The organism is Ottowia beijingensis (assembly GCF_013423955.1).
Classification (GTDB): domain Bacteria; phylum Pseudomonadota; class Gammaproteobacteria; order Burkholderiales; family Burkholderiaceae_C; genus Ottowia; species Ottowia beijingensis.
This window is the reverse complement of record NZ_JACCKX010000001.1, coordinates 2,554,496-2,576,922: the sequence shown is the minus strand read 5'-3', so window position 1 is coordinate 2,576,922 and position 22,427 is coordinate 2,554,496. Positions and strand designations below refer to the sequence as shown.

24 protein-coding genes and 3 pseudogenes are annotated in these 22,427 nt (G+C 69.0%); 10 read left to right on the top strand and 17 right to left on the bottom strand.

The genetic code is table 11. The annotated features are described in order from the left end of the window. Window positions 1-101 precede the first annotated feature (101 nt). The 5 genes and pseudogenes from H0I39_RS12985 to H0I39_RS12965 all read left to right on the top strand — a co-directional run bounded on the left by H0I39_RS12985 (window position 102) and on the right by H0I39_RS12965 (window position 4,666). Window positions 102-1,360, top strand: a pseudogene (locus tag H0I39_RS12985) (lytic murein transglycosylase). A 74-nt stretch (window positions 1,361-1,434) separates the two neighbouring features. Beyond that, window positions 1,435-2,010 (top strand): COG4648 family protein, encoded by a 576-nt coding sequence (locus H0I39_RS12980; RefSeq protein ID WP_180550783.1) that lies wholly within the window; start codon window positions 1,435-1,437, stop codon window positions 2,008-2,010. Window positions 2,011-2,464: 454 nt separating this feature from the next. Next, window positions 2,465-3,217, top strand: a complete 753-nt coding sequence (locus tag H0I39_RS12975; RefSeq protein ID WP_180550782.1) for an Lcl C-terminal domain-containing protein — start codon at window positions 2,465-2,467, stop codon at window positions 3,215-3,217. 181 nt (window positions 3,218-3,398) lie between these two features. Further along, entirely contained in the window at window positions 3,399-3,989 is a 591-nt protein-coding gene (locus H0I39_RS12970; protein ID WP_180550781.1) for an Lcl C-terminal domain-containing protein, read from the top strand. Beyond that, on the top strand, window positions 3,974-4,666 hold the full coding sequence (locus H0I39_RS12965; protein WP_180550780.1) for an Ig domain-containing protein: 693 nt from the start codon (window positions 3,974-3,976) through the stop codon (window positions 4,664-4,666). Before H0I39_RS12970 ends, H0I39_RS12965 begins: the two co-directional genes overlap by 16 nt. Before the next feature lie 676 nt (window positions 4,667-5,342). Here H0I39_RS12965 and H0I39_RS12960 read toward each other — a convergent pair. The 3 genes from H0I39_RS12960 to H0I39_RS12950 are packed head-to-tail and all read right to left on the bottom strand — an operon-like array spanning window position 5,343 to window position 7,058. Further along, window positions 5,343-5,879 carry a DUF3617 domain-containing protein gene (locus H0I39_RS12960; protein ID WP_180550779.1) on the bottom strand — a complete coding sequence of 179 codons (537 nt, stop codon included), beginning with the start codon at window positions 5,877-5,879 and terminating at the stop codon, window positions 5,343-5,345. A 28-nt stretch (window positions 5,880-5,907) separates the two neighbouring features. After that, the gene (locus H0I39_RS12955; protein WP_180550778.1) at window positions 5,908-6,195 is read right to left on the bottom strand and encodes a hypothetical protein; all 288 of its coding nucleotides are present in this window, start codon (window positions 6,193-6,195) and stop codon (window positions 5,908-5,910) included. Further along, window positions 6,195-7,058: a hypothetical protein gene (locus H0I39_RS12950; RefSeq protein ID WP_180550777.1), complete on the bottom strand. Its 864-nt coding sequence runs from the start codon at window positions 7,056-7,058 to the stop codon at window positions 6,195-6,197. The genes H0I39_RS12955 and H0I39_RS12950 overlap by 1 nt, the downstream gene beginning before the upstream one ends. 195 nt (window positions 7,059-7,253) lie before the next feature. Between H0I39_RS12950 and H0I39_RS12945 the strand changes: the two genes are divergently transcribed. From H0I39_RS12945 to H0I39_RS12935, 3 genes are read left to right on the top strand one after another with little or no spacing between them, the layout of a single operon-like run. Then, complete coding sequence (locus tag H0I39_RS12945) at window positions 7,254-7,904, top strand: response regulator transcription factor (RefSeq protein WP_180550776.1); 651 nt, start codon at window positions 7,254-7,256, stop codon at window positions 7,902-7,904. Next, window positions 7,894-9,372 carry a sensor histidine kinase gene (locus H0I39_RS12940; protein WP_180550775.1) on the top strand — a complete coding sequence of 493 codons (1,479 nt, stop codon included), beginning with the start codon at window positions 7,894-7,896 and terminating at the stop codon, window positions 9,370-9,372. Before H0I39_RS12945 ends, H0I39_RS12940 begins: the two co-directional genes overlap by 11 nt. 17 nt (window positions 9,373-9,389) lie before the next feature. Then, window positions 9,390-9,737 carry a response regulator gene (locus tag H0I39_RS12935; protein ID WP_180550774.1) on the top strand — a complete coding sequence of 116 codons (348 nt, stop codon included), beginning with the start codon at window positions 9,390-9,392 and terminating at the stop codon, window positions 9,735-9,737. Window positions 9,738-9,856: 119 nt separating this feature from the next. On the opposite strand, the gene glmS is transcribed toward H0I39_RS12935, so the two are convergent. Beyond that, window positions 9,857-11,776 (bottom strand): glutamine--fructose-6-phosphate transaminase (isomerizing), encoded by a 1,920-nt coding sequence (gene glmS, locus H0I39_RS12930; protein WP_180550773.1) that lies wholly within the window; start codon window positions 11,774-11,776, stop codon window positions 9,857-9,859. A 152-nt stretch (window positions 11,777-11,928) separates the two neighbouring features. Here glmS and H0I39_RS12925 point away from each other — a divergent pair. After that, window positions 11,929-12,396, top strand: a pseudogene (locus H0I39_RS12925) (Lrp/AsnC family transcriptional regulator); the annotation flags it as partial. A 324-nt stretch (window positions 12,397-12,720) separates the two neighbouring features. Here the strand turns inward: H0I39_RS12925 and H0I39_RS12920 are convergent. The 8 genes from H0I39_RS12920 to H0I39_RS12885 all read right to left on the bottom strand — a co-directional run bounded on the left by H0I39_RS12920 (window position 12,721) and on the right by H0I39_RS12885 (window position 18,396). Beyond that, on the bottom strand, window positions 12,721-13,890 hold the full coding sequence (locus H0I39_RS12920; protein WP_180550772.1) for a DSD1 family PLP-dependent enzyme: 1,170 nt from the start codon (window positions 13,888-13,890) through the stop codon (window positions 12,721-12,723). Beyond that, window positions 13,874-14,521, bottom strand: coding sequence for a histidine phosphatase family protein (locus tag H0I39_RS12915; protein ID WP_180550771.1), 648 nt, complete (start codon window positions 14,519-14,521; stop codon window positions 13,874-13,876). Before H0I39_RS12915 ends, H0I39_RS12920 begins: the two co-directional genes overlap by 17 nt. Before the next feature lie 62 nt (window positions 14,522-14,583). After that, window positions 14,584-15,300: a DUF4136 domain-containing protein gene (locus tag H0I39_RS12910; protein WP_180550770.1), complete on the bottom strand. Its 717-nt coding sequence runs from the start codon at window positions 15,298-15,300 to the stop codon at window positions 14,584-14,586. 30 nt (window positions 15,301-15,330) lie between these two features. Further along, the gene (gene ttcA / locus H0I39_RS12905) at window positions 15,331-16,275 is read right to left on the bottom strand and encodes a tRNA 2-thiocytidine(32) synthetase TtcA (RefSeq protein WP_180550769.1); all 945 of its coding nucleotides are present in this window, start codon (window positions 16,273-16,275) and stop codon (window positions 15,331-15,333) included. 36 nt (window positions 16,276-16,311) lie between these two features. Beyond that, the gene (locus H0I39_RS24180) at window positions 16,312-16,368 is read right to left on the bottom strand and encodes a hypothetical protein (protein ID WP_373368343.1); all 57 of its coding nucleotides are present in this window, start codon (window positions 16,366-16,368) and stop codon (window positions 16,312-16,314) included. 2 nt (window positions 16,369-16,370) lie between these two features. Continuing rightward, window positions 16,371-17,546, bottom strand: coding sequence for a choice-of-anchor Q domain-containing protein (locus H0I39_RS12895; protein ID WP_180550767.1), 1,176 nt, complete (start codon window positions 17,544-17,546; stop codon window positions 16,371-16,373). Between the two features lie 26 nt (window positions 17,547-17,572). Next, a complete protein-coding gene (locus H0I39_RS12890) occupies window positions 17,573-17,956 on the bottom strand; it encodes an OmpA family protein (protein ID WP_180550766.1) in 384 nt (127 codons plus the stop codon). After that, complete coding sequence (locus H0I39_RS12885) at window positions 17,929-18,396, bottom strand: hypothetical protein (protein ID WP_180550765.1); 468 nt, start codon at window positions 18,394-18,396, stop codon at window positions 17,929-17,931. The genes H0I39_RS12890 and H0I39_RS12885 overlap by 28 nt, the downstream gene beginning before the upstream one ends. A 133-nt stretch (window positions 18,397-18,529) precedes the next feature. Between H0I39_RS12885 and H0I39_RS12880 the strand changes: the two genes are divergently transcribed. Next, entirely contained in the window at window positions 18,530-19,696 is a 1,167-nt protein-coding gene (locus H0I39_RS12880; RefSeq protein WP_180550764.1) for a response regulator transcription factor, read from the top strand. A 140-nt stretch (window positions 19,697-19,836) separates the two neighbouring features. Here the strand turns inward: H0I39_RS12880 and H0I39_RS24175 are convergent, their stop codons facing one another. From H0I39_RS24175 to H0I39_RS12855, 5 genes and pseudogenes are all read right to left on the bottom strand, one after another. Beyond that, window positions 19,837-19,929 carry an IPTL-CTERM sorting domain-containing protein gene (locus tag H0I39_RS24175; RefSeq protein ID WP_180550763.1) on the bottom strand — a complete coding sequence of 31 codons (93 nt, stop codon included), beginning with the start codon at window positions 19,927-19,929 and terminating at the stop codon, window positions 19,837-19,839. 94 nt (window positions 19,930-20,023) lie between these two features. After that, window positions 20,024-20,377, bottom strand: a complete 354-nt coding sequence (locus tag H0I39_RS12870) for a hypothetical protein (RefSeq protein WP_180550762.1) — start codon at window positions 20,375-20,377, stop codon at window positions 20,024-20,026. 181 nt (window positions 20,378-20,558) lie between these two features. After that, window positions 20,559-21,116, bottom strand: a complete 558-nt coding sequence (locus H0I39_RS12865) for a hypothetical protein (RefSeq protein ID WP_180550761.1) — start codon at window positions 21,114-21,116, stop codon at window positions 20,559-20,561. Window positions 21,117-21,267: 151 nt separating this feature from the next. Then, window positions 21,268-21,644: pseudogene (locus tag H0I39_RS12860) on the bottom strand (dihydroneopterin aldolase). A gap of 7 nt (window positions 21,645-21,651) precedes the next feature. Next, complete coding sequence (locus H0I39_RS12855) at window positions 21,652-22,401, bottom strand: SDR family oxidoreductase (protein ID WP_373368298.1); 750 nt, start codon at window positions 22,399-22,401, stop codon at window positions 21,652-21,654. Window positions 22,402-22,427: the final 26 nt, after the last annotated feature.

Genomic DNA, 22,427 nt, shown 5'->3' with positions numbered 1-22,427 from the left:
CAGCCGGTTTCAAAAGAAACCGGCTTCCAACGCCCGAGGGATGAGCGCAATCAGCTATCATTTTTGAATGACGCAGATTGACCGCCATCCCCTCCTCCGGCATTTCCGGCTTGTCCGGCCTGCTCGTGGCCGCCGCCCTGCTGGGCGCCGGCGCCGCCCGCGCGCAGGACACGCCGCCGGCCATCGACCCGGCCGACTTCAGCCGCTGCCTGGGCCAGCTCAAAGGCACGCCAGCGTTTCGCCCCATCTCCGCCGCCACCTACGCTCGGCACACCGACGGCCTGGCGGCCGACCCTCGGTGCTGGTGCTGCTGAACCGCCAGCCCGAATTCACCCTGCCGGTGTGGGACTACCTGGCCATGCTGGTCGATGACGAGCGCGTCGCCGATGGCCGCGCCGCCTACGGCCGTTGGCACGACACGCTGCAAAAAATTGCGCAGCAAAGCGGCGTGGCGCCCGAGATCGTGGTCGGCGTGTGGGGCGTGGAGAGCAACTTCGGCCAGAACCTGGGCGGCCGGCCGCTGGTGCAGTCGCTGGCCACGCTGTCTTGCTTTGGCCGGCGGCAAAGTTATTTCCGCGGCGAATTCGCCGCCGCGCTGCGCATCCTGCAGGAAGGCCACATCGCGGCCGACAAGCTGTCGGGCTCGTGGGCCGGCGCCTTCGGGCAGACCCAGTTCATGCCCAGCACCTTTTTCCGCAGCGCGGTCGATTTCGACGGCGACGGCCGCCGCGACATCGTGGACAGCGTGCCCGATGCCCTGGCCTCCACCGCCAAGTTTCTGCAAAACGCCGGCTGGCGCCGCGGCGAAGCCTGGGGCTTCGAAGTGCGGCTGCCCGCCGGCTACGACACCTCGGGTGCCAGCCGCAAGGCCAAGCGCCCCATCGCCGCCTGGCGCGCCGACGGTGTGACCTTGGCCGACGGCGCGCCGCTGCCCGACAGCCTGCCCCGCGCCGGCCTGCTGGTGCCCGCCCGCCGCGAGGGCGGCGGCCCCGCCTTTCTGGTCGGGCGCAACTTCGACGCGCTGTTCAGCTACAACGCCAGCGAGAACTACGCGCTGGCCATCGCCCAACTGTCGAACCTGGTCGCTGCGCCGGCCGGCACGCCGATCGGCTTTGTGCAGCCCTGGCCCACCGACGATCCCGGCCTGTCGCGCGCGCAGAACCGCGAGCTGCAAGCCCTGCTGCTGACCCGCGGCCACGACATCGGAAGCGCCGACGGCCTGATCGGCGCCAGGACGCGCGAGGCCATCAAGACCGAACAGCAGCGCCTGGGCATGGAGGCCGACGGGCGCGCCGGGCAGAAGCTGCTGGCGGCGCTGCGCGGGGCTGAGACGCCGCCGCGCCGGTATGATTTTGGGTGAACCCGCCGGCGCCCACTTCGTCCCCACCCGCCACTGCGCCGCAGCGCCGCGCCTTGGCGGGAACGACGCTCAGCGTGGCCTATGCCTTGGGCTGCGCGGTGCTGCTGTGGCTGCAGCCACGCTCGCCATGGACCGTGGCCGCCTTCCTGCTGCCGGCCCTGGTCTTTGCCTGCGGCTGGCTGTGGCGGCACGGCTGGCGCGCCGCGTCGGTGCTGCTGGCCGTGGCCGTGCCGGCGGCACTGCTGGCCTGCCTGCAACGCTGCGCGCCACAGGCGCACCTGCTCTACGTGGCCGAATACGTGGCGGTGTACGGTGCGCTCAGCGCCTGGTTCGCTGGCTCGCTGGCCGGCACGCCACTCATCACCCGGGTGGCGCGGCGTGTGCATCCGCTCACGCCCGACATGCAGGCCTACACCGTGCGCCTGACCCGCGCCTGGGCGCTCTACTTCGCCGCCATGGCGGCGCTGTCGCTGCTGACCTTCGCGCTGCTCGGCCTGCGCGCCTGGGCCTTCTTCACCCTGGTGCTGTCGCCCATCTCGCTGGGCGTGTTCGTCGTCGGCGAACACTTTCTGCGCTACCGCTGGCACCCCGAGTTCGACCGCGCCTCGCTGCGCCAGACCATCCGCACCTGGCGCGAGGGGCGGCTTTGACCTGAAAGAAGAACTGACACCGGCAATCCCCTGCAAGCACTGTGCGTAACCCCATGAAAGCGCTTGGGGCTGGTGTGCGGGCACTGCATAAAAAGATGCAAAAGATCGGCGGGGGCGCACGGTCGGCCATGCCGCCGCGGGGGTAGCGGCGCGCGCTGGCCCGCACATGGAACCGGGGCTCGCCATAGGCCGGCTGGCCGATGGCGCATGTCGCAGGGAGGCTTTAGCGTACGGACTACAGACCTGCCGAAGCCCGCCCCATGCCCACTGCGTTCACCTGGAGTCACCACACGTTTGCCGCCCGTCAAGGGGCGGCCGAGCTTTGCCCGGTTCGCTCCACATTCACTTCCTCTGCAGGCCACGGAGCACATCCATCGCCTGCTTCGCCGCTTTCGTTTTTCTTCGGGAGGCAGACTGCATGAGCCCCAAATTGCCCCATCTTCGCGCCGCGACCTTGTCGCTGCTGACACTGCCCGCTGCCTGGGCACAGACCAACCCGGTCAACGACTCGGGCATTGACTTCTGTCGCGAGCACGCCAGCGGCGCCGACACGGCCATCAGCGCCAGCACCACGTGCACGCCCCTGCCCACCCACGGCGGGCAAGACGCGCGCTACGGGCGCGATGCCGCTGCCGCCAAGGGCGTGCTGCCCAAGGTTGGCGCGGGCGCCAAGGGCTTCGACTACACCAAGATCAGCCACAGCGGCGCCACCCTGCCCGCCAGTGCCGTGCTGGGTACGGGTGCCGGCGACTGGGCCTGCACCTACGACAACCACACCGGGCTGATGTGGGAGGTCAAGGTCGATGACGCCAGTCACCTGCGTCACAAGGACCACACCTACTCGTGGTACTTCAGCGCCAACAGCCATGGCGGCCCTGGCGTTGCCAGCAGCGGAGCATGCCTGACGGCGGGCCGCTGCGACACCGAAAAGTTCGCCCAGGACGTCAATGCCGTCGGCCTGTGCGGTCACAACGACTGGCGACTGCCCACCATGCAAGAGCTGTACAACCTGGCCGACCGCGGCAGTGCTACTGGGGCCATCGATTTCGACTACTTTCCCTACACCCCAGCCATGCAGTTCTGGTCGGCTTCGCCCATGGCCAGGGTCGCGGGCAACGCGTGGACAGTGCGCTTCCTGGATGGCGCCAATGGCTGGACCAGCCGGGGCGGCGCCCTCCGGGTTCGCCTCGTCCGCACGGGACTGTGACGTTCTTGCAAGGGGCCAGAACAATGACGGCAACCATGCGCCTGCGCCAGCCGGCCCGCTGGCCGGCCGCCGAGGCGCCGTGCGCCGCGCCCGTGGCATCGGCGGCCCGCGGCCAACCGACCATCGGGCGGACGTTGTCCAGCAGCCGCTCAATTCCCGCATCTTTTGGAGGCCACAAGCCATGAGACTTTCTGCCCTCGTGCGCTGGGCGGCGGCCCTGCCGGCCCTGTTGATCGCGCTCGCCGCCCAGGCACAACAAAGCTGCCCACTGCCGCTGACGACCCCCGACGGCGCATTTGCCGACGCCGGCAGCGGCAGCGGCATGGTCCGTCACCTGCCCACGGGCCTGGTGTGGAAGCGCTGCGCCGAAGGGCAGGCCTGGGACGGCGCCACCTGCACCGGTACGGCGGCCGGCTATGCCTGGCAACAGGCCTTCGCGCGTGTGGATGCCGTCAATCAGGCCGCCGCCGGCACGCAAAACCTGGGCGCCACCGACTGGCGCCTGCCCAACCTCAATGAGTTGACATCGATTGCCGAACTGGGCTGCGCCGAACCCGCCATCAACCTGGCGCAGTTTCCTGGCACCGGGGCAAACTGGGCCTTCTGGTCGTCCTCGCCCATCGTCACCAGACCCAATCTGGCATGGGCCGTGTTCCTCGTCAACGGCAATGACACTTTGAGCGGCCGCACTGCCACCAACTACGTTCGCCTGGTGCGCGGGGACAGTCCTTCCTGGACTATGTTGATGCACCTACCGTGGCGCCCACACTGACCGGCACCGCGCCCGGCGGCACGGTGGGGCAGCCCTACGCGGGCTTCACACCCACGCTGGGCCCGGCCGGGGTGACGCAACCGGTCACCTACGCGCTGGCCGGCGGCACGTTGCCGCCGGGGCTGAGCCTGAACCCCACGACGGGCCACATCAGCGGCACGCCCACGGCAGCCGGCAGCTACGACTTCAGCCTGGTGGCCAGCAACGCCGCCGGCGACAGCGCGCCGCTGGCGCAGACGGTGGTGATTGCCGCTATGGCCGTGGCGCCCACGCTGACCGGCACCGCGCCCGGCGGCACGGTGGGGCAGCCCTACGCGGGCTTCACACCCACGCTGGGCCCGGCCGGGGTGACGCAACCGGTCACCTACGCGCTGGCCGGCGGCACGTTGCCGCCAGGGCTGAGCCTGAACCCCGCGACGGGCCAGATCAGCGGCACGCCCACGGCAGCCGGCAGCTACGACTTCAGCCTGGTGGCCAGCAACGCCGCCGGCGACAGCGCGCCGCTGGCGCTGCGCCTTGTGGTGGCCGCGACTGGCAACGGCAACGGCAACGGTACCGGCGGTGGCGCTGGCGGCGGTGGGCAGGTCACGGCCGTGCCGACGCTCGGGCAGTGGACGCTGGTGTGGCTGGGGCTGGCAGCGGCGCTGCTGGGGGCCAGGCGACTGCGACGCGGCTGATGGCCGGGCCAGCGCTGAAAGTGCGGCCGCCAGGCCTTCTGTCGCGCCCCAAGCAAACGAGTTGAAACCATCCGCCACTCACGCGAGGGTGGGGAGTCCATGCATCCACCCTCTGCGGCGCTTGGAACCCGCTTCTGAACTCCCGCCTCGGCGGAAATCGTGCGCTCCGCGTGGCAGCGGCAACACCACCATCGCGCAACTGAGGGGCGACCGTATTCGACGTTCCGTTCATCGCCTCTGCGCCACCGTGCCGGGCGGCGTCACGAACGCAGCGAGGCGGTGCGGCCGACCCCGTGAAGGCGCGCGGGGCGTCTTGGCGCCCAAGAGCAACACCGTCTACATGGCCTTCGGCCTGCCGGGGCACTTTGAAGGCGGGTGCGCCCAGCAAGGATTGCGGCGCTGGATTGCAAGCCCGAACCTCGACCAGAGGCGCACGGCAAGGTCGGCACCAATGGCGCAAAGGGTCAGCGTCGCGGCGCCCAACCGCGTCCGGCCCAAACAAATGACCAGGCGACCTGCAGGCACGGCATGGGGCAGGGGCTGCCTGCCCGCTCACAGTCCTCTTTTGCCGCGCACCGCCCCGACCATCAGCAAACCACCGACCACGCAGGGCGGGCGCCCGTTCAAGCGCCGCGGCACGATCTCCTGTCCGGGCAGATCCTGCCTGTTGCCGGCATCAGCGGCGTGGCACGGCCGCTACCGCGCCGCAGTCGGTGCCGATGCGGCGCGCGTCGAGCTTGACCTCCGTGCGCCCTTGCGCGCCACTGAGCACCGAGATGGTGCTGAAATGCGAGGCACTGTGCACCGTGGTCGTGAATTTGCCCTGGCCCGCCGGTTCGGTGCATGTCACGCGTCCGCTCCAGGTGTTGCCATTGCGCTTGACCTGGGTGTAGGTGCAATCGTTGTCGCGATGGCCCTCGCGCACCGGCCCGCGCCGCGCGTCGTCCAGGCCCATGCACACGCGCAATGCTCCGCCCTCACCGAGACCGACACCCATGTTCGCCAGTTGCCGCTCCATCATCTGGCGCATCTGTGGCGGCAGCGACTTCATGCGCTCGCGCATCTGCGCCATCTGGGCGTTCAGGTCGGGCATGCCGGGCGCGCGAACGTCGTGCTTGAATTCCCACAGACCGGGGTCGATGGACTGCGCATGCGCAGCCCCGGCGCACGCCAGGAGCAGCGCGGTGAATACAGTGCGGTTGCTTGTCAGCATGGGTCGCCTCGCGTTTGGGTTGGTGGCTTCACTGGCGCGAAGCGTGGTACTGGCTGACCGGTACGCCGTTGACATGCGAGTCAGGCTGCATTTCCATGCGCACGAGCCCGCCGTCCTCGATCCTGCTGGCGATCACCAGCGGCAAGCCACTGCCGACCGAGTAGTAAACATCCACCTGGCCCTCGGTCGTCGCATTGCTGAAGTGGCAGGCTGGGTAGGTGCCCGCCGCGACGGTGATTTCCTTCTGCCCCAGATAAGTCACTCGATAGGCATCGGTGCTCGTATCGACGGTGGTATGGATCGCCACCCCGCTCATCATCGTTCTTGTGGTCGTGCGCGTGGTGGCACTGTATGGATAGCTCTGCCCGGATTGCAGCGCAAGCTCTCGCTTTTCCGCTGGCGGCGTGTTGACCCACTCGTGCCGCGAGTCGAAACGCATACCCCCGCGCTGGTCGTCGCATCGGCGCTGCCGCCATATTCAACGATCACCGGTCCGGCAGCCGTGTCCAGGCGCTTGTAATACCAGGCGCCTCTTTGATCCATCGAGCCGCTGGCGCCGAAGGTCATGGACATCGAACCACTATCCACCACCAAGCCGGAAGCACCAGCAAAGCTGCCGCCGCCCTCGATCCGGCGTTCCTGCACCATGGATACCAGCTGGCCTTCCACCTGCGTCTGCATGTGCCACCGGTAGCGGGTTCCAGGCGTCATCAGGGCAGGGTTGAAGCAGGCGCTCGCGGCGCCGGCGCCCACATCGGCGCCACCGTCTCCGTCGCCGGTGCCGTCACCCGGGCCCGGTATGGCCCCGTCGTCGCCCGCTGCGGGTGCGCAGTTCACCTGGACATCGCGCACATCGCGCGCCAGCATTCCCTGCCCGCGACCTACCATGCATTTCTGGCCCGACGGCTGCGCCCTGATGCTGACGTCGTAAGGCTCGCCCGCCGCCAGCGCAGCCGCAAACACGAAATCACGGGCGCCGGCCGGCAGCGCCAGGTCATCGGCGCCATTGTTCTGCAGCACCAGCCCTGCGGCGGTCAGTCCGCTGACCGTGCCGCCAACCGTGAATCGCTGGGTCGCCTCGTCGTCCGAGCCGCCGCAGGCCAGCAACCCCAGCCCCAAGCCGCAAGCCGCGACGAGCCGCCAATGGCCGACGTGGAAAGTAGAAACCGTGCTGCGCATGATCGCGCCTCCTTTCAGGCGATGGGGGCGGCACCGCAGGCGTCTGTCAGTCATCGCCGCACGCACATACGGCCGCTGAACCCATCATGCCGGCGGGCACCGCGCGCCACCATCGGCCGTTTGGCCCCCTGCGCAAACGCGGACCCTGCGCTATTCTTGAAAATCATGCCCCAGCCGCACTTCAAAGGATCTCCGTTGAACGATGAGCTTGATGGCTTCGCCGTGCTGCTAGTGGATGACCATCCGCTGTTTCGCGACGGCCTCGCCACGGCGCTGCGCCACCAGGTGCCGACGCTGCAAGTGCATGCTGTGGCCACGCTGGACCAGGCGCTCGAGGTGCTGTGCTCGGATGGCGAGGCGTTCGACCTGGTGCTGCTCGACTACCGTCTGCCCGGCGAGGACGGCCTGCGCGGCGCCGAACGCCTGCGGGCGCGGTGCCCGTCCGTCGGCATCGGCCTGATGTCGGGCGTGGACGACCCCACGCTGCCTCGGCGCGCGTACGACGCCGGCTTGATGGCATATCTGCCGAAAGCGTTGGAGTTGCCGGCCTTGCTGTCATGTCTGCGCCGGCTGGCCAATGGCGAGACCGTGTTCGATGACGAGCTGCTGGCGCCAGCCATCAGCGTAGCCGCCGTGGCCGGACCGCGCGGACTGACCGGCAGACAGGTGGACGTGCTGCGTCACCTGGCCACCGGCGCCAGCAACAAGAAGATCGCGCGGGCCCTTGGCATCTCGCCGGCCACGGTGAAGAAGCATATCGAAGACATCTTCGACAAGATGGGCGCCTCCAACCGCTTGCAGGCGGTGATGATGGCTCGCGACACACTTGAGCAACATGACGCCTGACACATCGGTCGCCGACGCAACCGCCAACGCCGCAGGCTGGTCACTGGCGCGTGCAATGATGCTCGAAGCCGAGCGTCTGTTCCCGAAGGTCCATGATCCGGCCCAGCGCCTGCTGTTTGAGCAACGGGTACTCGACCTCGTCATGGCAGGGCTGCGCACGACGCTGATCACCGCAGCCGTCGGGCCGGCGCTGGTCGTGTGGCTCATCATGCCGAGCGTCGGGCCAATGGCTGCCATGGTGCCCGCGTTGCTGCTGTATGCGCTGACCGTTGAGCGCCTGTTCTTCATTCGCCGCGCCGCACGGGCACAGGCGGACGGCGACAGCCGGCCGCGCCCCTGGCTGCACGCCGTGACCTGGCGCACCGGACTGTCGTCCGCCATCGTCGCCGGCTGGGGCTATCCAGTCGTCATCTCGGGCAACGCGTCGCTGGTGTTCGTGATCCTGGCCTTGGCCACCATCGTGGCCGCCAGTTCGGTGACACAGTTCTGCTGCTGGCCACCGGCCATGTGGGCCTCGTTCACACCAATGCTGCTGGGCCTGAGCGCTCAAGTACTGCTGCTCGGCGGCGACGAACGCCTGTTCGCCGCACTCTTCACCGCGTTGCTTTGGTTCACGCTCGGCATGGCCGGATTGCGCTTCGCGCGCACACTGCACAACGACATGTCCACCCGCCTGCTCAACGAACAACTGATGCGCGAGCTGGATGAACGGCGCGCTCAGGCCGAAGCTGCCAACGCCGCCAAATCGCGCTTCTTTGCCGCTGCCAGCCACGATCTCCGCCAGCCTCTGCAAGCCATGAGCCTGTACCACGGCGTGCTTGAAGGCAGTGCGCGCGACGCGCCGACGCTGGCCCGCATGGGCGAGTGCATGGCCTCGCTCGACCGCCTGCTGGAAGTCGTGATGGACCTGTCGCGCCTGGACGCCGGCCAGATCACGCCAGCACCCAGCGCATTCGCCGTGCAGCCACTGCTGGAGCGCTTGGCCGGCATGTACGAAGGCATGGCCCGGCAGAAAGGGCTGCGCTTGCGCATTCACCCCACCACCGCCTGGGCCCGCAGCGATGTGGCGCTGCTGGAGCGCGCGTTGTCCAACCTGCTGGCCAACGCCATCCGCTACACCGCCCGTGGCGGTGTGGTGCTTGGCGTGCGGCCCCGAGGCAACGCCTGGCGCCTGTGCATCGTCGATACCGGCATCGGCATCGCACCCGAGGCGCACGATGCGGTGTTCGAGGAGTTCGTGCAGCTCGACAACGCAGCCCGCGACCCCACGCAAGGCACCGGACTGGGCCTGGCCACCGTGCGGCGTGTCGCCGACCTGCTGGGCCACCGCATCACGCTCAACTCCGGGTCGGGCGCGGCTGCGTGTTTGCACTCGACTTGCCGCGCGCCGACCCGCCGCCCGACGGCATGCCCTACCCGCAACAGGCCGCCCCATCCGCTCGACCATTCTGCGGCCGGGTGCTGGTAGTGGAAGACAACCCGAGCGTGCGCGATGCGCTGGTGCTGCTGATGCGGATGTGGGGATTGCATGCCGACGCCGCACACGATGCCGGACAGGCCAGTCGCTCGATGGCGCAGCACGCTTACGACGCCGTGATCAGCGACTGGCGGCTGCCCGGTGAGCGTGACGGCCTCGCGGTATTGCGCGAGGCACGCCAGCGCTTGCCCGACCTGCGCCTGGCGCTGCTGGTCACCGGCGAGGACATCCAGCACCTGCACCAGGCCGGCTCGGCGTTTCAAGTGCTGCGCAAGCCGGTTCGGCCATTGCGCCTGCGCGCCCTGCTGGCGGCGCGCCTCGGTGTCGCTCCCCAAGAGGTTGTTCACGCGCGCTAAGGCAGCACGGAGATTCTCAAACCAGTTTGCTTTCGGAGCAATAGCGATCTTCGCCGGACTATGTTGGCTCCCGACGGACTTTACTTGTTGGGGTCAGCATTGAAGGCACTGGCAGCCGCTTACTCCACCGTCACGCTCTTGGCCAGGTTGCGTGGCTTGTCCACGTCGGTGCCGCGCGCAACAGCCGTGTGGTAGGCCAGCAGTTGCAGCGGCACCACGTGCACGATGGCCGACAGCGCGCCATAGTGGCCCGGCAGGCGGATGACGTGCAGGCCGTCGCCGCTGTCGATGTGGGTGTCGGCATCGGCCAGCACATAGAGCACGCCGCCGCGGGCGCGCACTTCCTGCATGTTGCTCTTGAGCTTTTCCAGCAGCGCGTCGTTGGGCGCCACGGTGACCACCGGCATGGCGCTGGTGACCAGCGCCAGCGGGCCGTGCTTGAGTTCGCCCGCCGCGTACGCCTCGGCGTGGATGTAGGTGATCTCCTTGAGCTTGAGTGCGCCCTCCTGCGCCACCGGGTAGTGCAGGCCGCGGCCCAGGAACAGCGCGTTCTCCTTGGCGGCGAACTGCTCGGCCCAGGTGATGACCTGCGGCTCCAGCGCCAGCACGGCCTGCAGCGCGTTGGGCAGCTGGCGCATCGCCTTCAGGTGCTCGGCCTCCTGCGCCTCGGTGAGCAGGCCGCGCGCCTGGGCCAGCGCCAGGGTCAGCAGGAACAGGCCGGCCAGCTGCGTGGTGAAGGCCTTGGTGCTGGCCACGCCGATCTCGATGCCGGCGCGGGTGACGTAGGCCAGCTTGCATTCGCGCACCATGGCGCTGGTGGCCACGTTGCACACCGTCAGCGTGTGCTGCATGCCCAGTGACTGCGCGTGGCGCAGCGCGGCCAGGGTGTCGGCCGTCTCGCCCGACTGGGTGATGGTGACCACCAGCGTGCGCGGGTTGGGCACCGATTCGCGGTAGCGGTATTCGCTGGCGATTTCGACCGCGCAGGGCAGCTGGGCGATGGCCTCGAGCCAGTACTTGGCCACGCAGCCGGCGTAGTAGCTGGTGCCGCAGGCCAGGATCAGCACCTGGTCGGTGGCGCGGAAGGTGGCGTGCGCGCCCTCGCCCGGCGCGTGGTTGCGGGCGGCCTCGAACAGCTCGGGCACCACGGCCTCGACGCCTTCCAGCGTGTCGGCAATGGCGCGCGGCTGCTCGAATATTTCCTTCTGCATGTAGTGGCGGTAAGGCCCCAGCTCGGCCGCGCCGCTCATGGCCTGCACGGTGCGCACCGGGCGCTGCACGGCCTGGCCGTCGCGTGCCACAACCCAGTGCTTGCCCAGCTGCACGTCCACCGTGTCACCTTCTTCCAGGTAGACGATCTGGTCGGTCACGCCGGCCAGGGCCATGGCGTCGCTGGCCAGAAAGTTCTCCTTGCCGTCGGCGCCGATGCCCAGCACCAGCGGCGAGCCCTCGCGCGCGCCCACCAGGCGCTGCGGCTCGTCGCGGTGCAGCACGGCGATGGAATAGCTGCCGCGCAGGCGCTTGACGGCCGCCTGCACCGCCGCCAGCAGGTCGCCGTCGTACAGGCTGTCGATGAGGTGGACGATGACCTCGGTGTCGGTCTGGCTGGTGAAGAAGTAGCCGCGCGCCAGCAGTTCGGCGCGCAGGGCCTCGTGGTTTTCGATGATGCCGTTGTGCACCAGCGTGACACGCGCCGGGCGGGCGGCGGCCTGCTCGCCGTCCATGCCGGCGGGCACGGGGCCGCGGCTGAAATGCGGGTGCGCGTTGCCGATGGCCGGCGCGCCGTGCGTGGCCCAGCGGGTGTGGGCAATGCCGGTGCTGCCGGCCAGGCCCTGCGATTCAGCCTGCGCGCCCAGGTCGGCCACGCGGGCGATGCCGCGCAGGCGCTTCAGGCGCGTGCCCGGCACGGCGCCCGCGGCCTCGGCCGCATGCACGGCCACGCCGCACGAGTCGTAGCCGCGGTATTCGAGCCGCTGCAGGCCCTGCACGAGGAGGGGAACGATGTTGCGCGTGGAGACCGCGCCGACGATGCCGCACATGGGAAAGCCCTTCAGAAACGCCGCATGCTGCGCGGCCGACCCGCGATCTTAGGAAAGTCTGTATGAAATTTCAGCGGCCATCAATCACCTAAATTGAAATAAATCTACATTTTTCTTGAATGATGAACTTTTCAGCCAAAATACCGCTGCATATGAAACCAAACGACACCGACTGGGCCCTGCTGGCCGCCCTGCAGCACGATGCCGCCCAGAGCAACCAGGCACTGGCCGAGCGCGCCGGCATCTCGCCGCCCACCGCGCTGCGGCGGGTGCGGCGGTTGCACGACGAGGGCCTGATCAGCGCGCAGGTGGCGCTGCTGGACGAAGACCGCGTGGCCGCGTTGCAGGGCCACGGCCTGACGGCGATCGTGGAGGTGACGCTGGACCGCCAGGGCGCCGAGCACCAGGACGCCTTCGAGCGCCGTGCCGTGGCCGACGACGCCGTGCGCCAGTGCTATCGCGTGGCGCCAGGGCCAGACTTCGTGCTGCTGCTGCGCGTGCCCGACATGCCGGCCTACCAGCGGCTCGCCGAGCGCCTGTTCACGCAGGATGCCAACGTGCGCACCGTGCGCGCCTTCTTCTCGGTCAAGCGGGCCAAGTTCGAGACGCAGGTGCCGCTGGTGCGGGGTGATTTGCGGCTGCGGTGCGTGGGGAAAACCAAGACAGCCGGACGCAGAGGACGCAGAAACCACGCAGAGGACGCAAAAACTCCCGATCACATCTGTCAATCAAGCACCCCGATGAGCAGGTGTTTGGATTTCTTTGCGTCCTCTGCGAAACCTTGGCGTCCTCTGCGTCCGGCTGTTCGGCTGTTCGGCTGTTCGGCTGTTCGGCTGTTCGGCTGTTCGGCTGTTCGGCTGTTCGGCTGTTTAGATTCAAGCATCCAATCAGCCTTCTGCCCTTGCCAGTCAAGCGCAGAAAGCCATCAAATTGATAGCACCCACTCACCAGGCGCCGCGTGCGTCCACCGCCACCACCGCCTCGACGCGGCCGGCGGCCACGCCGCCGCGCACCACCACCAGGTGGTCGTGCAGGTTCACGGTGGGGTCGCAGTGGCCGGGGATCAGCCACACCGTGTCGCCCAGCGCCGGCAGCGTGCCACCATCGGCCAGCGTGAGCACACCGTGCTCGTCGCCGCCGTTGGCAAACGCCAGCGGCGCCTGCCCGGGCAGCGCGTGCACCAGCGGCAGGCCGCTGTCGATGGCATGGCTCTTGTGGCCGGCATCGCACACCGCGCGGCCTTCGCCGACGCTGATGACCTGCGACTTGACGAACAGCGCCGGCTCGAACTGCGGCTGCGCCGCATCGCGCTCGTTGCGCAGGTAGTCCGCGTCCATGAACAAAAAGCTGCCGGGCTGGATCTCCGTCCACAGCCCGCTGGCGGCCTCGTGCGCGAAGGTGCCGGTGCCGGCGCCGGTGATCACCGCCGGCGGCAGCTCGCCCGCCACCAGCAGGCGGCGCGTGTCGTCCAGCCGTTCGGCGGCGGCGGTGATGGCGGCGCGGCGCTCGGCCACGCTGCGCAGGTGCTGCGCCCCGCCGTGGTAGGCCTGCAGGCCGGCAAAGCGCAGGCTGGCCGATCGGCGGGCGATCAGGCGCGCCAGTTGCAAGGCTGCCTCGCCCGGCGCCACGCCGCAGCGGCCCTGGCCGATGTCGACTTCGACGAACACGTCGATCACCGCGTTGGTCAGCTGCATGGCCTGCGCCAGCCGCTCCACGCCCTCGAAGCTGTCGACCGCGATGGCCAACTGGCCGCCCCGGGCCTTGAGCTGGTGCGCCAGCGCCGCCACACGCCGCAGCTTGGCCACCGACACCACCTGGTTGGTGATGAACAGGTCGTTGATGCCGCCGGCGGCCAGCGCCTCGGCCTCGCCCACGGTCTGCACGCACAGGCCGGCGGCACCGGCCTGCAGTTGCAGGCGGCCGAATTCGGCACTCTTGTGCATCTTGGCGTGCGGGCGCAGGCGCAACCGGTGCTTGGCGGCGAACTCGGTCATGCGCTGCTGGTTGCGGTTGGCGGCGTCCAGGTCGACCACCAGCACGGGCGTTTCGATGGCGTCCGTGCCCTGGCCGATCAGGGCGCGCAGGCGTTCAGGTATTTCAGGCGGTGCTTTCATCCAGCCACTCGTCTTCCAGGTGGGTGGTGTCGGCCCAACCCACCAGGGTCAGGCCACTGTCGGGCGTCCACAGCAGGCGGTTGACCGCCGTGTTGCCGATCTGCCAGGTGCGCGCATCCTCCAGGCCCAGGCCGGTGGCGGCACGGTACAGCACGTCGAGCACGCCGCCGTGCGTGAACAGGGCCAGCGTCTTGCCGGCATTCTGGGCTGCCAGCACTTGCACGGTCTGCGTCACGCGCTCTCGAAACGAGAGCAACGACTCGCCGCCGCCAGGTGGCACCCAGTCGGGGTCGCGCCGGCGCCAGCGCTCGGCTTGCTGCGGCGCGGCGGCGCTGAACTCGGCGAAAGTGTGGCCCTGCAGATCGCCGAAGCAGCGCTCGCGCAGGCCGGCGTTCACGCTCAGCGGCGCGCCGGTGGCGTCGGCCACGATGCGCGCCGTCTGCAGCGCGCGCGACAGGTCGCTGCTGCAGATGGCGTCGATCGGCGCGTGGCCGAGCAGCGCGCGCGCCAGGCGGCTGGCCTGTTCGCGGCCGGTGGCGTTGAGCGGAATGTCGAGATGACCCTGGATGCGCGTGTCCACGTTCCAGGCGGTTTCGCCGTGGCGGATGGCCAGGATGCGGGTCGGTTCCATGCCGTGCATCATGCCATGAGGGTTGGGCCGCCCGCGGGGCACTTTGCCCCGCTGGACCCCAGTCAGCGCGCGGGCGCCTGCACCGGCTCGGGGCCGCGCACCGGGCGGTGCGCCGGTTCGGCGGCGCCGGTCGTCGGCGTGGCGCCGGCCGCCCCGCTGGCGCTGGCCGGCGGCAGCAGGGGCACGCCCACGCGGCGCACCGCAGTGGCAGGCTGCGGATAGCCCTCCAGCGCCGCCACGAACAGCGCCGCCAGCACGTTGTCGGTGTCGTGCCAGCCGCCGTCGTGGCGGGCGCGGGTGTCGTAAACGATCTGGCCCGTCTGCAGGTCGCGCATCAGCAGGCTGACTTCGCTCACGTAGGCCGGGGTGCTGTCGTCCCACATCGGCATGCCGAACCCGAACCCGATGCCGCCGCCCCGCCAGCCACGCCCCACGCCCAGGCCCAGCGCCACGCGCGCATTGCTCGGCTCGCCCCAGAGATCGCGGTAGTACGCGTTCACATAGCCGCCCACCTGCACGCTGACGCGCGGCCGCGCATCGTCACGCACGGCGCCCACGCGGGCCAGCGCGGCCTGCGCCATGGCTTCCAGCCTGGCCGGGTCAGGCTGGCCGGCGATCAGCGGGCCGCGCTCGAAGCGGTAACGCGCGCCGTTCAGCACCGCGTTGCCCGGCGGCTGGGCCGCGCTGGTGCGCACGTCGGCACCCACGGTGCGTGGGCCGGTGGCACAGGCCGTCAGCGTTGCCGCTATCAATACAAGAGCTGTTCGCGCAATCCACATCACGATACCTCCGCGATTTATTGCAAAAGATCAGGCACTGACCAGCGCCACGCCACCGAAGGGCGTGCCCACGGGCGCGGGGAAAGTCTCTTCGTCGAAAGCCTTGTCGCCCTGCTCGTCCGGCACGCCGGTCGCCTTCAGGTTTCGGAAATCGTGCAAGGTTCCATCCATCAGGTGCGAGGGCACCACGTTCTGCAGCGCGGTGGTCATGTTCTCGATGCGGCCGGGGTATTTCTTCTGCCACTCGCGCAGCATGTCGCCGATCTGCTGGCGCTGCAGGTTCTCCTGGCTGCCGCACAGGTTGCACGGAATGATTGGGAACTGCCGGTGCGCCGCCCAGGCCACCAGGTCGCGCTCATCCACGTAGGCCAGCGGGCGGATCACGATGAACTCGCCGTTGTCGCTGGTCAGCTTGGGCGGCATGCCTTTCAGCTTGCCGCCGAAGAACATGTTGAGGAAGAAGGTCTGCAGCATGTCGTCGCGGTGGTGGCCCAGCGCGATCTTGTTGCACTTCAGCCGCCGCGCCACGCTGTACAGGATGCCGCGGCGCAGGCGCGAGCACAGGCTGCAGGTGGTCTTGCCCTCGGGGATCTTGGCCTTGACGATGCTGTAGGTGTCCTGCGTCTCGATGTGGTGCTCGATGCCCAGGTCACGCAGGTAATTCGGCAGCACCTCGGCCGGAAAGCCCGGCTGCTTCTGGTCGAGGTTCACCGCCACCAGCTCGAAGCGCACCGGCGCGCGCGCCTGCAGCTTCATCAGCACGTCGAGCAGGCCGTAGCTGTCCTTGCCGCCCGACAGGCACACCATCACGCGGTCGCCTTCCTCGATCATGTTGAAGTCGGCAATCGCCTGGCCGACCTGGCGGCACAGGCGCTTTTCGAGCTTGAGCGCCTCGCGCTCGGCGCGCGTGCGGGCGGCGGGTCCGGTGGCCGGTTCAGCGGCCTGTTCGGAATGCGGTGCGAAAGCGGCGGTCATGCCGCCATTGTCCTATGCCGGGGCTGCGCGACCTTGCTATCGGCGCTGCCGGAGGTTCCGTGCGCCGACGCCCGCGGCCAGCAGGCCCAGCATCATCAGGCCCCACTCGCCAAGGGTTGGCACCGCCGCCACGCCCCCGGCAGCGGCGGCGCGGCCGCCAGGCGCTCATAGGCGCCGATGTCCACGCCGGCTCCTTGCGGACGCGAGATACCCCGCTGATCGGACGCTGGCGCACCGGCAAGCACACCCGCGTCGATGGCTGGGCTGCCGGCCGGAAGCGCCATGGTCGGCGTCGGGCCGCCGTTGTCGCCCAGCGCGCCCAGTTGCGGGTCTGTGGTGACGGTGACCGTCGGGCCGCAGGAATTGACACCTGCGGGGTCGGCGAAATTCAGGTTGTTGCTGCCGGCCGAGATCGGGTTGGTGCAGTGCCCACCACCAGTGCCGCTGGCAAACACGGTGTTGCGCACCGTCACCCCCACCCCGCCAGCCACGGACAGCGCGGAGCCTGTCGTCGCGGTGTTGCCGGAGAAGGTCACGTTGGTGAGCGACATGCCAGGGTAATCGGTGGCGATCGCGCCGCCGAAGCCGCCCGCCGTGTTGCCCTGGAAGGTGCTGTTGGTGATGGTGACCGAGCCAGTGTTGGTCACCGCCAGTGCGCCGCCATACCCGCCACCGCCCTGACCAGCGGTGTTGCCGGAAAACGTGCTGCCGGAAATGGTGATCGCGCCGCAGGCGCCGATGGCGCCGCCGCCGTTGGTGGCGTGGTTGTCCATGAACACGCTGTCGATCACGCCGAGCGTCTGCGTGGCGGGATCGACGCACCCCGACACGCCCGCGCCAACGCTGCCCGTGTTGCCGCGCACCAGCACTTGCGTCAGCGTGAGGTTGCCGTTGTTCTGCACCGCGTTCTGTGCGTTGAGCAGCGACAGGCGCGTGAGCGCCGCCGCGGCCCCGACGCCGACGCGGAACAAAGGGATCGCCGCGCCACCGCCGCTGATCTGCACGGCCGCCCCACCGGGCGGGACTTCGATGGTGAGGTTCCGGTCAATGGGGATCACGCTGGCCAGCGTGATGGCGCCACCCACATCGAACGTCACCACGTCGCCGTTGACCGCAGCCTGCACCGTGGCGCGCAGCGAGCCCGGGCCGGCGTCGTTCAGGTTCGTGACGTGCAGCGTGGCGGCCTGCGTGGTGGCGCCGGCCGTCAGCAGCGCGAGGGTTGCGGCGCGACGGAGGCGGCGTCGGGCGGACGATGACAAGGCGATAGGCATGAACATGAGCATGAAGTACGAAGGAGTTATTGCTTGAGCATCTCGACGCGGCGGTTTCTGGCGCGACCGGCGTGGCTGCGGTTGTCCGCCACCGGCTTGTCCTGGCCCCAGCCGACGGCGCTCATGCGGGCGGGCGCCACGCCTTGGGCCGTCACGGCGTCAACCACCGCCTTGGCGCGTTGCTGCGACAGGGCCTTGTTGGCGGCGGCGTTGCCCTGGTTGTCGGTATGTCCCTCGATGGAGACCTTCAGCGCGGGCTGCTGCTTGAGCAGGTCGGCGATCTGGCGCACCACGCCCGCGGATTCGGGCCGGATGCTGGCCTTGCCGGTGTCGAACAGCACCGGCAGCGTGACGAAACCATCCTTCCGCAGGGCGTCCCACATCAGGTTGGCGCTGACTTCCTGCGCCATGGCCTGCTGCTCCAGCACCTGCAATTCGACCGTTCGGCCTTCGTTGAACACCTCCACGCTGGCGTAGACGGTGCGGCCCTCGGGGTGAACTTCAGGGCCGTGTAGCGCGGGTGCTCGGCCAGCACGGCGCCGCCCCTGGCGGTGGCGGCGTTCTGGTAGTTGCGCAGCACCTGCAGAAAATCGGGCGGCGTGCCGGCCGCGTCATCCCACTCATACCGGCTCTTCGAGCGGTCGCCTTCGGGATGAGGGTTGCGTGCAGCGTCGGGGTCCTCGTCGAGCTTGATGACGAGCTGCTCGAACTTCTTCTCGCAGGCGGCGAGCTGGTAGCCGCTCATGCGCGTGAACAGCGGGTGGTCCTTGCAGCCTCGGGCGTCGGCGGCCCACCCCGTGACTGACAGCAGGCCCAGCAGCAGAAAAGCCGTGACGGTTCTGGTTCTCATGAAATATTTCGGAGGGCGGTTTGATTCAGGTCATCGGTGCCCCTCGCCACCGTGCCCCGCCGTCGCGCCGGATCAAAATACGATCGTGGCATGCGATCCCCTAAACGACAGCCCCACCACGGTTAGGAATCTGATGCTCTCCGACGCCTTGCACGAGCGCGACACCAACGTCCTGCCGGCCGCGCCCAGTGCGCCCAGCACACCGCTGCGCGATACGGCCTGGCATGGCCAATTGCAATTGCTGGCCAGCCTGCCTCACTCGCTGCTGACCCTGGCGCCGGCCATCGCCGCTTCCGTGCGCTCCGGCATGCGGGCCGATTTCGCCAGCATCGGCTTGTGCGACAGCGCGACGTTGACGCCCACGGGGTTCTGGACGGAGCGCGTAAGCGAAGCGCTGCTGTACTGGCTGGGGCGGCATGCCGACGAGTTGCTGGCCCTCACGCCGCTGACGCTGCAGCGCGACAGCGACGGCCAGGCCGTGCGCGACACCTTCGACGCACCCGGATGGAGCACGCACCCGGTTTACCAGGGCGCCTTCGGGCCGCTGGGGGCGCGCTGGGGCACGGGCGTTCCGCTGCTCGATCGGCAGGATCGCTGCCTGGGCTTCATCTACCTGTACCGTGCCGAAGCCGAGGGCCGTTTCAGCGACGCCGAGCAGCGGCGCCTGCGCGACGCGCGCGATCGCCTGCGCGGCCTGGCATCGGCCCACGCGGCGCCAGGCACGCGGGACACCCCGACGGTGCCGACGCGCAGTGCGCTGCTGCGCATCGACGCGCAAGGGCGCATCCGTGCGCGCAGTGCCGACGCCTACGAGTTGCTGTTCCTGGGCCAGCACCAGCAACTGGGCTCCCTGACCTGGGCTGCAGCCGACCTGACAGCGTTGCCGGCGCCCGTTGCAGAGCGGGCGCGCCAGTTGCTGGACGAGCCCGCGGCGCCGGCCTGCGACGAGCTCACCCTGCGTGACGACGGCGGCGGCATGCGCTACCGCATGGAGCGGCTGATCGATGCCGGCGCCGATGCAGCCGAGCTGGTGCTGACGCTCTGCCATCTGGAGCCGATCGATCTGGCCGTGGCACTCCAGCTGACGCGCTGGCCGTTGACGCCGCGCGAACGGCAGCTGGCCGTCGCCAGCGCACGCACCGACAGCCAGCGCGAAATGGCCAGCGCGCTGGGCTGTTCGCTGGGCACCCTAAAGGGCTACATGAGAAGCCTGTACGCCAAGCTGGGCGTGGCCTCGCGGGAGGCGATGATCGAGCGGCTGCTGGCCGGCGCAGCAAGCGCCGCGCCTACCTCGCGTTGACGCGTTGACGCGGCACCCGCCTGCGATCCCATCAGTGGATCAATGGGCACGAACCCAGCAGACGATGCCTTTGCCGGCGGGCCCGTCGCCCGGCTGGACGGGCTGTGTGGCGTGGCGAAGACCGCGCCAGCGGCCCAGCATCAGGGGCGCCGGCGTCTTTGCGCGGCCCCGGCACCCCACAGCATCAGGACGGCCGAAAGCGCCATCAACGCCCATTCGCCCAGCGTGGGCACGGCGGCAACCGTCGGAGCGGGGGCAAGGGCAGGCTGGCGCAGTGGCCACTGGCGGTGAAGGCTGTCTGCTGCGGCAAGCCGTTGCCCGCCAGACTCACCAGCCGGAAGTTATGGGGTTCGCTGCGGGCGGAGCGGTGTAAGCCAGCGTACCAGCGTTGCCGAATACCTCTGCGCCAAACGGCGGCGGACCCAGCGACTGGGTGTTGGTGAACTGCCACAGCACGTTGCCTGCACCATCCACGATCTCGGACACGTAGCTTTCCGTGTTGTTACCGGTGTTGTCACGGTCCAACTGGAACAGGAAGCCCGCAGCGCTGTAGGTCAGCCCGGTGCACGAGAAGGTCAGCGTGGGCACTGGGCCAGACACGGTAATCGCCTGCGCCGGGTATGCCAGCACGGCAGCGACGGCGCCGATCACGGCCAGCCACTTGATATCGCGGAACTTCATCGACGCCCCTCCCACTCGGCCGAACGTGGCCAGCGCTTCATTACAGCAGCATCCACGAGACCGCACAACTCACCACCGCCCCGCCTCCATCCTGATCGCCATGGCGCAGTCTTCGAACATATCCAGCTTGGCGATCTTTACCAGCACGCCCTGCACTCCCCGTACAGGCGCCTCAGGCATTTCACAGCCGCAGATATGTCGGTCCGATGGCAGCGCTGGTCGGGTAGCCTTGTGCATCCAGCGGCGCCTGTGTCTGCACGTACAAGTTCGCGCCTTCCAGCCACAGCAAGGCCTTCTGCGACGTCGGCGCCAACATGAAACGGTCGACGGTTCGCCCGTCGACCGAGGCCGAACCCTGGTAGGTCCCTGTCCAGACGGGTGCCGCGGCACTTTGCACAGCCGAGCCCGTGCAGTCCGGCGTGCCGAAGGTCAGCGCCACCCGAGAAAGGGTCAGGCTGTTGTCGGCCCGCGTGATCGAGGCGGCCTGCGCCGTGGATCGGCCGGTGGGGTATCGCGTGCTTCCCACGTCGGCCACCTTGGTGCACACCAATCCGACGGGGTCGACCCACGTCCCGACGTAGACATCCAGTCCCTGAGGCGTGGCTGGCGTGGCCACATCGGGCACCGCCGGGACGGTTGGTGTGTCGGTGGCCGCTGGCGCTGGCGGATCATCGCTGCCGCCACAGGCGGTCAGCCCCATGGCGAGTGCAAGCAAGGTCACCCGTGCAAAGCCTTTCATGCTGTTCTCCCTGTCGTGGTTCTGATGAACGGTGGCACGCAATCCGTGCAACAGTTCATTCCCACGCCACTCAAGACCGGATGGCAAGCATGGCGCGGTGACGCAGGTCAAACGAAGCGCTCGCGGCACCCCATGCATGGATCGGAGACATTCACCACCGCCCCGCCTCCATCCGGATCGCCACTTCGCAGTCGTCGAAGATTTCCAGCTTGGTGATCTTCACCCGCACGCCCTGCACGCCGGGCAGGCGCATCAGGCGGTCGCACAGCTTGCCGATCAGGGTTTCGAGCAGATTCACGTGCTCGGCCGTGCACTCGTCGATGATGATCTGGCGCACCTTGCGGTAATCCAGCACGTGGCTGATGTCGTCGTCGCGCGGGTGCAGCGGCTGCGGGCCCAGGCTCAGTTCGGCGTCGACCTGGATGGGCTGCGGCGCGCCCTTTCGTGGTCCAGGATGCCCAGGGCGGCGTCGAAGCGCAGGCCGGTGAAGCTGAGGCTTTGCAGGCCCTCGGTTGGCAGATCGCTCATGGCGGGCTCACATCATCGAAAAATCACGGTCGAAACGCATCAGGTGCTGGCCGCCGTCGACCAGCAGCGTGGTGCCGGTGATCGAGCGGTTGTCCAGCGCGAAGCGCACCGCGCCGGCCACGTCCTCGGGCGTGGACGAGCGGCCCAGCGGGCTCTGGCGGTGCAGTTCGGCAAAGCGCTGTTCGTCGAGCAGGTGGCTGGTCAGCGTGAGGCCCGGCGCCACGCCGACGACGCGCACGCGCGGCGCCAGGGCCTGCGCCAGCAGCGTGGTGGCGCTGTGCAGCGCGGCCTTGCTGAGGGTGTAGCTGAGGAAATCCGGGTTGGGGTTGAACAGCTTCTGATCGAGCAGGTTGACCACGCAGCCGCTGGCTGCCGGTGCATCGCGTGCGGCCAGGTGCTCGGCCAGCGCCTGCGCCAGCAGCACGGGCGCAGCGGTGTTGGTGCGCCAGTGGCGCTCCATCTGCGCGTGGCCGAAGCTGGCTGCGTCGTCGTAGTCGAACAGCGCGGCGCTGTTGACCACGGCGTCCACCGCGCCCAGCGCGGCCACCACGCGCGGCAGCAGGGCGCGGGTGGGTGCCTCGTCCGAAAGATCGGCATCAAAAGCGGCCGAGCCGCCCGTACTGCTTGCGCAAGCAGCTACTGTTTCAAGAGCATCCTGCTGCGAGCTGTGGTAATGCACCGCCACGCGCCAGCCCGCGCGCGCCAGGTCGATGGCGATGGCGCGCCCCAGCCGGCGGCCGGCGCCGGTGACCAGCACGGTGCGGGGGCGGGGGTGGCGTTCAC

What these genes read in the sequence shown, in the direction of transcription:
- ttcA (WP_180550769.1), bottom strand. Translation starts at nt 16,275, where the DNA reads ATGACCGCCGCTTTCGCACCGCATTCCGAACAGGCCGCTGAACCGGCC.
- H0I39_RS12865 (WP_180550761.1), bottom strand. Translation starts at nt 21,116, where the DNA reads ATGAAAGGCTTTGCACGGGTGACCTTGCTTGCACTCGCCATGGGGCTG.
- glmS (WP_180550773.1), bottom strand. Translation starts at nt 11,776, where the DNA reads ATGTGCGGCATCGTCGGCGCGGTCTCCACGCGCAACATCGTTCCCCTC.
- H0I39_RS12950 (WP_180550777.1), bottom strand. Translation starts at nt 7,058, where the DNA reads ATGCGCAGCACGGTTTCTACTTTCCACGTCGGCCATTGGCGGCTCGTC.
- H0I39_RS12960 (WP_180550779.1), bottom strand. Translation starts at nt 5,879, where the DNA reads ATGCTGACAAGCAACCGCACTGTATTCACCGCGCTGCTCCTGGCGTGC.
- H0I39_RS12910 (WP_180550770.1), bottom strand. Translation starts at nt 15,300, where the DNA reads ATGTGGATTGCGCGAACAGCTCTTGTATTGATAGCGGCAACGCTGACG.
- H0I39_RS12970 (WP_180550781.1), top strand. Translation starts at nt 3,399, where the DNA reads ATGAGACTTTCTGCCCTCGTGCGCTGGGCGGCGGCCCTGCCGGCCCTG.
- H0I39_RS12890 (WP_180550766.1), bottom strand. Translation starts at nt 17,956, where the DNA reads ATGGCGCAGGAAGTCAGCGCCAACCTGATGTGGGACGCCCTGCGGAAG.
- H0I39_RS12885 (WP_180550765.1), bottom strand. Translation starts at nt 18,396, where the DNA reads ATGAGAACCAGAACCGTCACGGCTTTTCTGCTGCTGGGCCTGCTGTCA.
- H0I39_RS12870 (WP_180550762.1), bottom strand. Translation starts at nt 20,377, where the DNA reads ATGAAGTTCCGCGATATCAAGTGGCTGGCCGTGATCGGCGCCGTCGCT.
- H0I39_RS12940 (WP_180550775.1), top strand. Translation starts at nt 7,894, where the DNA reads ATGACGCCTGACACATCGGTCGCCGACGCAACCGCCAACGCCGCAGGC.
- H0I39_RS12920 (WP_180550772.1), bottom strand. Translation starts at nt 13,890, where the DNA reads ATGAAAGCACCGCCTGAAATACCTGAACGCCTGCGCGCCCTGATCGGC.
- H0I39_RS12915 (WP_180550771.1), bottom strand. Translation starts at nt 14,521, where the DNA reads ATGGAACCGACCCGCATCCTGGCCATCCGCCACGGCGAAACCGCCTGG.
- H0I39_RS12895 (WP_180550767.1), bottom strand. Translation starts at nt 17,546, where the DNA reads ATGCCTATCGCCTTGTCATCGTCCGCCCGACGCCGCCTCCGTCGCGCC.
- H0I39_RS12880 (WP_180550764.1), top strand. Translation starts at nt 18,530, where the DNA reads ATGCTCTCCGACGCCTTGCACGAGCGCGACACCAACGTCCTGCCGGCC.
- H0I39_RS12955 (WP_180550778.1), bottom strand. Translation starts at nt 6,195, where the DNA reads ATGAGCGGGGTGGCGATCCATACCACCGTCGATACGAGCACCGATGCC.